The sequence below is a fragment of the Trichlorobacter thiogenes genome, from assembly GCF_900167465.1.
GTDB classification, from domain to species: Bacteria; Desulfobacterota; Desulfuromonadia; order Geobacterales; family Pseudopelobacteraceae; genus Trichlorobacter; species Trichlorobacter thiogenes.
Window position 1 is genome coordinate 327,220 of the sequence record NZ_FUWR01000001.1, and the last position, 12,562, is coordinate 339,781.

The 12,562-nt window shown below is 55.5% G+C and carries 11 protein-coding genes; 6 read left to right on the forward strand and 5 right to left on the reverse strand.

Translation table 11 applies throughout. The features are described 5' to 3' along the window. The first annotated feature begins 48 nt into the window (after positions 1-48). Positions 49-996 (forward strand): adenosylcobinamide-phosphate synthase CbiB, encoded by a 948-nt coding sequence (cbiB, locus tag B5D39_RS01545; RefSeq protein WP_078788621.1) that lies wholly within the window; start codon positions 49-51, stop codon positions 994-996. 57 nt (positions 997-1,053) lie between these two features. Here the strand turns inward: cbiB and B5D39_RS01550 are convergent, their stop codons facing one another. Both B5D39_RS01550 and rfaD read right to left on the reverse strand, forming a co-directional pair. Further along, positions 1,054-1,680 carry a hypothetical protein gene (locus B5D39_RS01550; RefSeq protein ID WP_078788622.1) on the reverse strand — a complete coding sequence of 209 codons (627 nt, stop codon included), beginning with the start codon at positions 1,678-1,680 and terminating at the stop codon, positions 1,054-1,056. 26 nt (positions 1,681-1,706) lie between these two features. Next, complete coding sequence (gene rfaD / locus B5D39_RS01555) at positions 1,707-2,696, reverse strand: ADP-glyceromanno-heptose 6-epimerase (protein WP_078788623.1); 990 nt, start codon at positions 2,694-2,696, stop codon at positions 1,707-1,709. Positions 2,697-2,791: 95 nt separating this feature from the next. On the opposite strand from rfaD, the gene B5D39_RS01560 reads away from it, so the two are divergent. The 3 genes from B5D39_RS01560 to B5D39_RS01570 are packed head-to-tail and all read left to right on the forward strand — an operon-like array spanning position 2,792 to position 6,740. Then, positions 2,792-4,810 carry a molybdopterin-dependent oxidoreductase gene (locus B5D39_RS01560; RefSeq protein ID WP_078788624.1) on the forward strand — a complete coding sequence of 673 codons (2,019 nt, stop codon included), beginning with the start codon at positions 2,792-2,794 and terminating at the stop codon, positions 4,808-4,810. Positions 4,811-4,866: 56 nt separating this feature from the next. Next, positions 4,867-6,048, forward strand: a complete 1,182-nt coding sequence (locus B5D39_RS01565) for a methyl-accepting chemotaxis protein (RefSeq protein WP_078788625.1) — start codon at positions 4,867-4,869, stop codon at positions 6,046-6,048. A 20-nt stretch (positions 6,049-6,068) separates the two neighbouring features. After that, positions 6,069-6,740, forward strand: coding sequence for an OmpH/Skp family outer membrane protein (locus tag B5D39_RS01570; RefSeq protein WP_078788626.1), 672 nt, complete (start codon positions 6,069-6,071; stop codon positions 6,738-6,740). Positions 6,741-6,742: 2 nt separating this feature from the next. Here the strand turns inward: B5D39_RS01570 and B5D39_RS01575 are convergent, their stop codons facing one another. The 3 genes from B5D39_RS01575 to B5D39_RS01585 form a co-directional block, all read right to left on the reverse strand. Then, positions 6,743-7,954: an MFS transporter gene (locus B5D39_RS01575; protein ID WP_078788627.1), complete on the reverse strand. Its 1,212-nt coding sequence runs from the start codon at positions 7,952-7,954 to the stop codon at positions 6,743-6,745. Positions 7,955-8,012: 58 nt separating this feature from the next. After that, complete coding sequence (locus B5D39_RS01580; RefSeq protein ID WP_078788628.1) at positions 8,013-9,782, reverse strand: flavocytochrome c; 1,770 nt, start codon at positions 9,780-9,782, stop codon at positions 8,013-8,015. Between the two features lie 128 nt (positions 9,783-9,910). Beyond that, the gene (locus B5D39_RS01585; RefSeq protein WP_078788629.1) at positions 9,911-11,239 is read right to left on the reverse strand and encodes an anaerobic C4-dicarboxylate transporter; all 1,329 of its coding nucleotides are present in this window, start codon (positions 11,237-11,239) and stop codon (positions 9,911-9,913) included. A gap of 419 nt (positions 11,240-11,658) precedes the next feature. Here B5D39_RS01585 and B5D39_RS01590 point away from each other — a divergent pair, with 419 nt between their 5' ends. Then, entirely contained in the window at positions 11,659-11,958 is a 300-nt protein-coding gene (locus tag B5D39_RS01590) for a nucleotidyltransferase family protein (RefSeq protein WP_078788630.1), read from the forward strand. After that, positions 11,951-12,130: a HepT-like ribonuclease domain-containing protein gene (locus tag B5D39_RS01595; protein ID WP_078788631.1), complete on the forward strand. Its 180-nt coding sequence runs from the start codon at positions 11,951-11,953 to the stop codon at positions 12,128-12,130. Before B5D39_RS01590 ends, B5D39_RS01595 begins: the two co-directional genes overlap by 8 nt. Positions 12,131-12,562 lie beyond the last annotated feature (432 nt).

A 12,562-nucleotide genomic window follows, 5' to 3' on the forward strand; every position in this document is an offset into this window, starting at 1 on the left:
CTACGAAAATCCGTTCAATCCGCGTTATCCGCGTGCTATTAACAGTCTGTGATCCCTCTCTACCAACAAATACTGCTGGCGATTCTACTGGACCTACTGCTGGGTGATCCCCGTTGGCTGCCCCATCCGGTGCAGGGGATCGGCTGGCTGGCTCAGGGCTTAGAAGCACCGCTGCGTCGTTTGATTGCCAACCCCAAGCTTGCCGGTATCATTGCGGTGTTGCTGATGGTGGGCAGTACGGTGCTGATTGCCTTTGGGCTGTTGAAGGCTGCTGCTCTGCTGCATCCACTGGCCGGTGATGTCGTAGCAATACTGCTGCTGTACACCTGCTTTGCAACCCGCTCACTGCATGACCATGCCCTGGCAGTCTATCGCCCGCTGAAGGCAGGTAATCAGACAGAGGCGCGGCAACGGGTCAGCTGGCTGGTGGGACGGGATACAGAACAGCTGGATGAGGCAGAGGTGACCCGCGCAGCAGTGGAGTCAGTGGCAGAGAATACGGTGGATGGCTGCACCGCGCCGTTGTTGTACGCCTGTCTGGCTGGGCCGCTGGGTGCGCTGGCCTACAAAGCGATCAGTACGCTTGATTCCACTTTTGGCTATAAGAATGAACAATATCTGCAGTTTGGCTGGGCATCAGCCCGGCTGGATGATCTGGCAAATCTGATACCCAGCCGCCTGACCGCCCTGCTTACAGTTGCGGCAGCCTTTGTGCTACGGCTGCGTGCGGGCAATGCCTGGAGGATCTTTTGGCGGGACCGCCACAACCACCCCAGCCCCAACGGCGGGCATATCGAGGCTGCAGTGGCCGGAGCCCTGGGGGTGCAACTGGGTGGGGTTAACAGCTACTTTGGCCAACCCAGTACCAGGCCGTTTATGGGTGATCCGCTGCAGCCTCTGGCAGCGCGGCATATCCTGCAGGCGGCACGGCTGATGTGGTTGAGCTATGGTCTGACAGCACTGCTGGGAATTGGAATACGATTACTGCTACGATAAAAACAAACGGCACCCAGGTTATCCGGATGCCGTTTGTGCATGATGCGCGGTAGAACCTTAATGCGGCAACATCTGACCAAAGGTATGGATACGGTGTGCGCCGCCGTGGATCTGCAGACCGCCTCCCTGGGAGCCGTCGTCAAAGATGGATGAACCCAGCATGACGATCTTTTTGTTACCCATGTTCAGGTCATTATTCAGGGTAAGGGTCTGGCGGAAGTCAGGGTTGTCGTAGAAGATCGAACTGCCGTGCAGATGGACCCGGTTGGCACCGCCACGCAGGATCAGGCCGCCCCCTTGGGAACCGTCGTCGTAGATCGAAGAACCCTGCATGATGATTTTTTTACTGCCCAGATTCAGGTTGCTGCCGATGTTGATGGTCCCCTGACGGAACTCCGGCTGATCGTAGATGATCGGGTTGCCGTGCAGGTGAACCCGGTTGGCACCGCCACGGATAATCAGGCCGCCCCCCTGGGAGCCGTCGTCATAGATGGTTGAGCCGAGCATGATGATCCGGTGGTTGCCCATGTTGAGGTTGCCGTCGTCCTGCATATAGGAGGCCAGCTGTTTCAGGCGCTGGATCTCATGGGGAGCAAAGGCGTCATGGGCCGCTCCTGCGGCAAAGACAGTCAGCAGGGTCACCAGAATACCGATGATGAAGCTTTTTGCGTCAATGCTTTTCATGATGGTTCCTCCTTTTGTACGTGGGTCTACTCATCCCCCAAATGCTTGTTTGGGATCAGGTAGTTACGGATGTAATCGCTGACTGCTGCCTCCAGACTCATCGTCGGGGCAGTGTAGCCGGTCTGACGGATCTTCTCGGTCTCGGCGCAGGTGTGATACTGGTAGGTGTTACGGATTGACTCCGGCATGTCGATGTAGTCAATGGCCACCGGCAGGTCCATGGCGTTGAAGACTGCTGTTGCCAGCCGGTTCCAGCTGGCGGTGCTGCCGCCACCCACGTTGAAGATACCGGCTGCTTCGCGGTTGTCAAGAAAGTGCAGGGTCATGGCTGCCGCATCCTTGACATAGACAAAGTCCCGTACCTGCTCACCATCGGCGTAGTCGGGGCGGTGGGATTTGAACAGCTTGAGCCGGCCGGTCTCGGAGATCTGTTCAAAGGCCTTCTGCACCAGGGAGCGCATCTCCCCCTTGTGTTGCTCATTGGGGCCGTAGACATTGTAGTATTTCAGTCCCGCCAGCTCTGTCAATAATCCCTGCTGTTGCGCCCAGAGATCAAATAACTGCTTGGAATAACCGTACATATTCATGGGGCGTAGCTTGGTCAGCCGTGTCTCATCATCGGAAAAGCCCAGTTCACCGTTACCGTAGGTGGCAGCACTGGAGGCGTAAATAAAACGGGCACCCTGCTCTTTGGCAAACAGGGCAGCCTTGCGGGAGTATTCAAAGTTGTTACGGATCAGGTAGCTGGCATCCCGTTCCGTGGTGGCAGAGCAGGCCCCCAGGTGGATGATCGCCTGCAGCGGTCCTGAAAGGCGGGATGGCAGGCTGCCGTTGTCCAGCAGTGTCTCAAAGGCGTCTTTTTCAAGGTAGTCCCTGAACTTGAGTGGTGCCAGATTACGCCACTTTTCAGTCAACCCCAGGTGGTCAACCACCATAATATTTTCACTACCGCGTTGATTCAGGCCATGTACAACAGCGCTGCCGATCAGGCCGGCGCCTCCGGTTACAATGATCATTTCTTGATTCCTCCCTCACGATTCTGTTAGGGATGATTACCGAAGATAACACTGCTGTCAAATGTAATTCCTTACACATCTGCTGGAGGTGTTCAATGCTCTGCCGTTCTGTCTGTCCCTATGACTGTCCTGATGCCTGCGGTCTGTTGATAACCGTTGAAAATGATCAGGCGGTCAAGATTGCGGCTGACCCGAATCATCCGATTACCCAGGGGCTGATCTGCGGAAAGATGCGGCAGTACCAGCAGACCGTCCACTCGCCTCAGCGTCTGACTACGCCACTGCTGCGGACCGGTCCCAAGGGGAGCGGCCAGTTTAAACCGATCAGCTGGGACGAAGCTGCGCAGCGGATCTGTTCCCGCTGGCAGGAGATTATTCCGCAGTATGGTGCTGAGGCAATCCTGCCCTATTCCTATGCCGGTACTATGGGGCTGGTGCAGCGCAACAGCGGCCATCCTTTTTTTCATAAACTGGGGGCCAGCCGTCTGGCCCGCACCATCTGTACCCCCGCCAAGGATTACGGCTGGAAGGCGGTCATGGGGGATACCCCGGCCCTTGATCCTGCAGAGCGCAGCAAGAGCGACCTGATTATCCTCTGGGGACTGAATGCCGCTGCCACCAGCATCCACAGTATGGCTGTTGCTCAGGCTGCCCGGAAACGGGGGGCGCAGGTCTGGGCCGTTGATACCTACCAGACCCCCACCTGTGATGCCGTGGATCAGGCGATTATTGTTAAGCCGGGTGGAGACGGAGCCCTGGCTCTGGGGATGCTGCAGGTGATGGTGGCAGAAGGACTGCTGGATCAGGCATTTATCCGTGACAATGTTATTGGTTTTGAGGAGCTTTGCAGCCAGATTCTGCCGGATTGCAGGCCAGAACAGATGACCGCCATTTGCGGGCTTTCGGCTGATACGATCCGTGATTTGGCACGGGCCTATGCTACAGCCACAGCACCGTTGATTCAGGTGGGTGGTGGTTTGACCCGCTATGGTAACGGTGCCATGACGGTTCGCTGCATCGCCACCCTGCCCGCTGTGATCGGGGCCTGGCAGCGGCCGGGCGGGGGACTTTTCTGCGGCACCTCCACCGGCGCTGCTTTTCCGCTGCAGCTGGTCACACGGGAGGATTTCATGCCCAGTCCAACCCGGATCGTGAACATGAACCAGCTGGGGGCAGCCCTGAAAAATCTTCATGATCCCAGAGTGATGTCGCTGTATGTCTATCATTCCAACCCGGCTGCCATTGCCCCGGATCAGAATGCGGTTATCAAAGGGCTGGAGCGGGAGGACCTGTTTACGGTGGTGCATGAACGTTTCATGACCGATACCGCCCGCTATGCCGACATTGTCCTGCCTGCCACCAGTTCTCTGGAACATCCTGACCTGTACCGCAGCTACGGCAGTTATCAGGCCCAGCGCTGTAGCGGGGTGATCCCGCCGCTGGGTGAGGCAAAGTCCAACTGGGATACCTTCTGCCTACTGGCACAGGGGCTGGGCTGGGATGAACCGTTCTTCCGCCAGTCAGCCGACAACCTGATTGATCAGCTGCTGGCAGAGCCCAATGACTGGCGTGATGTTGCAATTACTGAACAACTCCGGCAGGGGGAGCCGGTTGTGATGACGCCCCCAAGCTCGCCACGGGGGCCTTGGCTGACACCGTCAGGAAAGATTGAGCTGCGTAATGAGCGGGAATTACATCCCTTGCCCTGCCTGTTGCCCACCCATGCCGAGGCAGACCGGTTTCCGCTGCGGCTGCAGCCAAGCGTCAGCCTGCACAGCCTGAACTCAAGCTTCAATGAACGGGATGACCTGCTGCAGAAACGTGGTGAACCAACTCTGCTGATGAACCCGGCAGATGCCGGGGCACGACAGCTGCAGGATGCTGAACTAGTTCATATCTATAATGATCTGGGGGCCGTTGAACTGTTGCTGAAGGTAACGCAACAGGTGCCAGCGGGGGTCGTGGTCAGCGAAGGGATCTACTGGCTTGATCGCAGCCAATCAGGGCGTGGTATCAATGCCCTGACCTCGCAACGTCTGACCGACTGCGGTGAGGGCAGTACTCTGTACGATGTGGCGGTTGAAGTGTCAGCTGCAAAAAAAGCAGGCAAATAGCGATAAAATAGAGTACTATGCACACTATTTTCTGAACAATATACTTGGAGAGCACCATGAATTTCATCCTGGACCGTTATCTGGCCTTGAAGATCAAAACCCGTATTTACCTGCTCTGTGCCTGCTACAGTCTTTGTATTATTCTTGGTGTCGGGGCTGGACGATCGCTTCCCTTGACCTATTCTATTTTAACTACCGCCCTGTTTGTGGTGGCTGGAGCCTTTTTCGGTGGCCTGCTGTTCTGGTCAGTTAATGATGCCCTACAGCGTATTCTTGGCTACCTGAAGGAGATGACCGACGGCAACCTGCGTCAGACCATCTCTGCCAAGCGCAATAATGAGATCAGCGCCATTATCCGTTCCATCGGCACCCTGCAGACCGCCATGCAGACCATGATATCAGGTATTCGTCATACCACCGACAGTGTTGCCACTGCCTCGGATCGCCTCCGCCAGACCGCTGAAACCATTGCCGATGGCACCGGCAGCGCTGCCACCCAGTCCGATGCGGTCAGCCAGTCAGCCGATGGTATGGCCAGTGTCAGCAGTGAGATCGCCTGCAGTTGCGATACCATGTCGGCCATGGCCACCGAGGCTGAGCAGGTTTCGCGGGAAGGAGAACGGATCATCTCCGGTATGTCCGTGGTGATGGGCAGTATTGAAGGTGTCATGACAGAGACAACCTCTGCAGTCAAAAACCTGGGCGCCACTTCCAACCAGATCGGCGACATCCTGTCCACCATCGGTGATATTGCCGATCAGACCAATCTGCTGGCTTTAAACGCCGCCATTGAGGCAGCCCGGGCAGGTGATCAAGGCCGTGGATTTGCCGTGGTGGCTGATGAAGTCCGTCATCTGGCAGAACGGACAGCCACTGCAACCCGTGAGATTCAGGGGATTATTACCGCTTTGCAGCGTGATGTGCGAGCCGTGGTCGGCTCCATGGAACAGAGTGCTGGCAGTGTTCATGAAGGGGGCGAAGGGGTGCGGCTTTCCTGCGAGGCGATCAGCACCATCCGTGAAAAAATCTGTGAACTGCTGAGTCAGGTATCCCATGTTGCTTCGGCTGCTGCCCAGCAATCAAGTTCAACCGTGGCCATCTCTGACAGTATGCACGGTATCACCTCGGTGATCCGCGAGGCCGCCCAGGGGGCTGATGAAACCAAGATTGCTGCAGCCCAGATGGCATCCTCATCGGCAGAGCTGCAGCAGATGGTCAGTAAATTTAGAATCAATTAACCGTACAAGAAAGGCATGTTATGCAAAAAACGATACGAACCGTACTTATTTCCTGTTTCCTGCTGCTTGCCACGCTAACCGCCCAGGCTGCTGATCAACCGGCAGCAGCGGCAACTCCAGCTGCTGCTCCTGCGCCCGCTGCCCCGGAGGCTGTACCAGCTCAACCTGCCTTAAAACCTGCTCCCGGCCTGTCGCTGTTGCCAACAGCCAAAGAGGAGGCAAAACCGGTTGTAACGATGAAGATCGGTGTGGTGGATATCAACAAGGTGTCAACGGATACGACCATGGGTAAGGCTGCCCAGGCCCAGATCAAGGCCCAGCAGGCCAAGTTGCAGAAGCAGGTGGAAGGCAAGCGGAAGCAGCTGGACAAGTTCAAGGCTGATACCGAGCGTCAACTGCCCACCCTGACACCCCAGCAGCGTGAGGCCAAATCAAAGGAATTTCAGAAAAAGATTGAAGAGTTTCAGAAGTTTGGCATGAAGGCAGAAAAAGAGTTGATGGAGAATCAGCAGAAGTTGACCAAGGGACTGTTTGAGGCGATCGGCAAGGCAGCAGATGAACAGGGCAAGGCCAAAGGGCTCGCCGCAGTGGCCACCAACCGTGATCTGCTCTATCTCAGCTCAACTGTTGCAATGATTGATGTTACTGGTGATATTATTAAATCATTGGATGAGAAGCGTGCTAAGAAGTAGATTTAGTTAATGCGGATCAAGGGGCGTACGCTGGCCAGAATTACCCCGCCGCAGATGGCAGAACCAAAAGACAGGGCTGCACTGACCCCGATTGCCCCGGCAAGGAAGCCCATCAGGGCGTGGCCAAAGGGTGCCATGCCGATCAGCACCAGGGTGTAGACCCCCATCACGCGGCCACGCAGTATTTCAGGGCAGTGGTGCTGCAGGTGGCAGCTGATCATTGCCAGAAAACAGACCATTCCGGCACCGGTAAACAGCAGTGCCAGCAGGGCAGACTGGTAATCACGGGAATGGGCAAACAGAAAGAGACAGCCCGCAAACAACAGTCCGGCCGCCACCATCAGGCGGCCTTTCTTATGGATAACACGTTGCCACGCCACCAGCAGGGCTGCCAATAGTGAGCCAACTCCGCTGGCTCCGGCTAAAAGTCCCAACCCCTCGGGTCCCACCTTAAGTATGCCATCAGCAAAAATCGGTAGCATCGGTACAAAGGGGATACCAAACAGGCTGATCACTGCCACCAGCACCATGATCAGGCTGATCTGGCGTTCTCCTGCCACATAGCGGACCCCTTCTCGTAACCCCTCAAGCATACTGGAACGTAATTTTGTGCCGATACAGTCGCTGGTTTGGGGCGGGATCAGCAGCAATGAAGCGATACCGGCCAGAAAACTGATGGCATTGATCAAAAAACAGACGGACAGACCGGCAGTTGCAATGGTAAAGCCAGCCAGAATCGGGCCGATAATCCGGGTGGCGTTAAACACCACGGAATGCAACGTAATGGCGCTGGTCAGCTCTGATCTGGTGACCAGTTCAGCCAGAAAGGCCTGCCGGGCAGGCAGCTCAATGGCATTGACGGTCCCCAGCAGAAAGGCCAACGCCATGATCCAGCCGACCGTGATCTGTCCGCTGAGGGTCAGGCCAGCCAGCAGCAGGGCCGGTAGTATGGACAGGGTCTGGGTCATGATCAGCAGTCGCCGTCGATCGATTGTGTCCGCGATGACACCGCCAAACAGCGAAAAAAGCAGTACCGGTGCAGACAGGGCCACAGCCACAAGGCCCAGTGAAAGTGGTGATTTGGTCAGGGTGTAGACCAGCCAGCCCTGGGCTACCGACTGCATCCAGGTACCGGTCAGCGAGATGGCCTGGCCAGTCAGGAACCGCCTGAGGTTTTTGTTGGCAAGGGCTATGAAGCGTGTTGATGGTTGCATGGAGAAAACTCCCGGCAGGGGTAGACCTGTCAGCCTACCCCTGCTCAGTCGTTAGGCGCTACTTTGTTGCTGATTTCGCCAGTTTGGCAGCGTTTGCTCCGGCAATCCGGCCAAAGGTGATGGTCTCGGAGATGGAGTTGCCCCCCAGCCGGTTGGCGCCATGCACCCCGCCGGTTACTTCACCGGCAGCATAGAAACCGGCAATCGGCTTGCCGTCCTTGGCGATTACCTGAGTGTCGGTGTTGATCTTCAGGCCGCCCATGGTGTAATGCACGCCCGGCTTGATCTCAATGGCGTAGTACTTGGCGGTCCGTAGCGCACGGGGCAGGTCAGGACGCTTGAATTCAGCATCACTCTTGGCATCAACCGCCTTGTTGTAGGTCTCGATTGAGGCCGCAAGGGTATCGGCAGGCATCTTCAGAGCTGCTGCCAGCTCCTTGATGGTGGCCCCTTCCTTGACCAGCTCCAGGTGGAAGTAGCCGTCGATCTGCTTCAGGCTCTTGCGGATTGCCTCATCAAAGATCAGGTAGGCCGACTTGCCGGTCTGCTGCAGGATCGCCTCAGAGGCCTTATCGCGGGTGGTCAGTTCGTTCACAAAGCGTTTGCCCTCATGGTTGATCAGGATAGCGCCGTTACCCCGCACCGCCTCGGTAATCAGGATCCGGCTGCCAGCTGCCACGGTGGGGTGAATCTGGATCTCTTTCATATCTTTCAGCTCGCCGCCTGCCTTGGCTCCCAGTTCAAGTCCATCACCGGTTGCGCCGGGCTGATTGGACGTGGTCATCCCCTTGAATTCAGGACGATAGAAGGCCACTTTTTCGGGATTGGCAGAGAAACCACCGGCAGCCAGCACCACTGCCTTAGCCTTGATGTTATAGCTGCCGCTATGCTTACCTTCCACTTCAACACCGGTTACCCGACCCTGCTTGTCTTCAATGATCTTGACCACCTTGCTGTTGACCCGGACATCGATCTTGCGGTCAGCAGCGTTCTTGCGCAGCACGTTGGCAATATGGGCCCCCACGGCATGGCCGCCGGTGGGACGGTGGGTACGGTAGACACTGGCACCGGCCATCCGGCCAACATCGCTGATATCAGCGCCGATAGAGGTCAGCCAGTCAACCGAGCCGGATGAGTTCTGGGCCAGAATCCTGACCAAGGCAGGGTCATTGGTGTTTTTGCCACCTTTCATAGTGTCCTGATACATCAGCTCAACAGAATCCTTGATCCCTTTGGCCTTCTGGAATTTCGTGTCGGCAGCGTTCATGCCGCCTGCGGCCAGCATGCTGTTGCCACCGGTAATGGGCTGTTTTTCCAGCAGAATGACCTTTGCACCGGCATCATGGGCCGTAATGGCGGCGGTCATACCGGAGGCTCCAGCCCCGATCACCACCACATCAGCAGTTTCAACCTTCTTGGCTGACTTCTTCAGCTTCAGCGGCACTACTGGGGATGCACCGCCTGGAATCGGCATATCGTAGGTATGGCATTTCAGGCAGTAGGCCTGCGAACGGCTGTGTCCGCTGTGGCAGGTGGTACAGTTGAGCTGGCCCAGGTGGGATTTGTGGGGGTTGATATGTGCCTTGGCCTTGGCACCCACGGCATCAAGATCACCGTGACAACCGATACAGCTCTGGTTGATCCCTTTTTCACTGTCATCAACCGTGATCTTCTTGGCGGTGCCATGGCAATCAGCACAGCCGATCTGCTTGAGCTTGTGCAGCTCCGCCAACGCGGTCCCTCCTGCTGCGGCCTGTACCAGACCAGCGGGTAACAGCAGGCCTACAAGAGCCAGCAGCATAATGATACGTCCAAACGTCTGTTTCATGGTGTTCTCCTCTCTGTACAGGTGATACGTGAAACTGCGGCGGCCTCACCGGTATCCGGTCAGACCGCCTGATGGTATCTGATAAAAGGCTATCGCTTATTTGACGGTTGTCAACCGGTGAATCTGTCTTAGAAGATCATGCGCGAGATTACATAGGCCACCACGGTTGAGGTGCTGACCCCGATCAGGCCAGGGATCATAAAGCTATGGTTTAACAGGTACTTGCCGATACGGGTGGTGCCGGTACGGTCCATGTTAATGGCTGCCAGGTCACTAGGATAGAAGGCAAAGAAGAAGTAGGCGTAACTGGCAGGCATCAGACCCAGCAGCAGAGGAACCGGCAGGCCCAGGGCCAGACCCAGCGGCAGGGTGATGGCCAGTGTGGCGGCCTGGCTTTTCACAAAGGCGGAGATACAGAAGGTGGCGATGGCAAAGGTCCAGGGGGCTATTTTGACCATGATGCCGATGTTATCAACCAGAAAAGCCTTGTTGGCGGAGATAAAGGTATCACTCATCCAGGCGATACCGAAGATGGAGACCACGGCAATCATACCGGCAGTAAAGACGCTTGAGTGGGCGATATCTTTTGCTTTTACGTTACCGGCAAACATGATGAAGGCGCCAAAGGCAAGCATCACAAACTGTACAACCGTGGTCATGGCAACCGGTTTTTTGTTGGCTGCCAGCGGCAACAATTCCGGGAAACTTGCCAGGAAGATGATCGTACCAACACCGGCAAAGAACAGCAGCACTGAAAATTTGGCGGTTGTGGAGATCTTCTGGTCAAGGGTAGTCACGCTGGCGTTCAGAGAGTCACGGAAATCAGGATCTTCCAGGCGAGCCTGGAACTCAGCATCCTTATCCAGGTCCTTGCCACGGTTAAAGCTCCAGGCAGCGGCAGCCAGCACGCCGATCACGCCGGCAGGCATGGTAACCATAATGATGTCGATCAGGGTTACCGGATATCCGGCCTTGGCGGCAAAGCCGAGGAAGAAGGTCACGGCAGCAGCCACCGGGCTGGCAGTGATCCCCATCTGGGAGGCCACGCTGGAGATGGCCATCGGCCGTTCAGGGCGGATACCGGTCTTCAGCGCCACGTCAGAAATAACCGGCAGCAGGGCATAGACCGCATGGCCGGTACCGCAGCAGACCGTCAGGAAAAAGGTGGAGAGCGGAGCAAGAATAGTGACGTACTTGGGTTGTGAACGCAGCAGCCGCTCGGTCAACTGCACCAGATAATCAAGTCCACCTGCCACCTGCAGGGTGGCAGAAGCGGTTACCACCGCCAGGATGATCAGCATCACGGCGATTGGCGGTTCCGATGGAGCGCTGCGGAATCCCAGAGTTAGCAAGGCAACCCCCAGGCCGCCGATCAGGCCAAGGGCAACCCCACCCCGACGGATACCGATTAAGACCGCACCCAGTACCAGTATGAATTGAATCCAGAACATTGCCATGACAGGCCTCCTTGACGTTATGTCGTCTGTTGTGCCCCGCAGGGCGAAAGTAGTAAGAGTTGTCATGGTAGTGAGCAGACAGCGTGCCAATGCGCTGATTTGTTTGTAAGTTGCTGCTATGACAAAGCTAATCTGGGGTGATGGGGCGTCGTGTGCGGGTGAAGGGGTATAACGTTGGTTATGGCAGGAATTGTGCGGTTTAGTGTTAGTTATTTGATATCAGCATGTTAAGTTGTAATAACCGACGTTATCGCTATAACGCCGGTTATGGGGGAAGGGTTTTTACTTGGGATGTTTGTGATTTCAACGGTGTCAGTGGCAATACGCGCCATTTTTTATCTGCTTGTTCCCTGGCGGCCCTTCTTGCATTTTGGGCAGTGCAATGTATACTCCTGCGAATCAATCCTTAGGAGCGCGGTATGGTCAGCAATAAAAACGATATCATCATGTTCCTGCAAACGCACAAGGATGAAATGGCGCAGCGTTTCGGTGTGGTGAGCGTCGGCCTCTTCGGTAGTTATGCCAGAGGAGAGGCTCGCGAGGATTCTGATATCGACATTGCCATAGAGATCAGATCTAAAAAGAAATCCTTGGGGAATTTTCTTGGCATCAGGCGCTACCTTGAACAGCAGCTGGGCAAGACGGTTGATCTTGGCATTGAAAGCACCTTAAAGCCGTTGGCGCGTGAGATGGTCGCCAAGGAGATAATCCATGTCTAAACGTTCGCAGCTTCTCTATTGCCAGGATATATTGGAATCAGGCGCGGCAATATCTTCGTATGTACAGGGTATAACCTGTGATGCCTTTATTCAGGATCGCATGCGTTACTCTGCGGTAATCCGGGAGTTTGAAATTATCGGTGAGGCCGTGGGTAAGCTGTGCAGAAGATAGTGAGCGGAATTAAGTAAACTGTCCCCGGAATCTGGATTGATAGCGTAAACAAAAGAAACGTTGGTTGCAGGAAGCGAAGGGGGCAGGCGGCTTTTTATAAAGTAGCCGGCCCCCTTTTTTTGCCTTTTTGTTTCTAAAAGATGATGGTTCTGTCTCTGATACTTAAATTGTGCTTATGGTTAATATGCTGGTCATTAGGTGTGTTTATGCATAGTATTTTAGCCAACTCTCAGTCGCTATGATTGACCGGATCGAGACGGCAATTCGTGTGAATTTGGAGAGGATCTGTGAAGAGGCGGAGCTGAGTCAGGTTGAGAGAAACTTTCTCTGTGGACGGCAGTTTCTCAATCCGTTTTCTATTGAGTGGTGATCTAGAAGAACAAGAAATGGGCGAGCGATTTCACTCGGACCTTTTTGTTTTACAGAACTCTA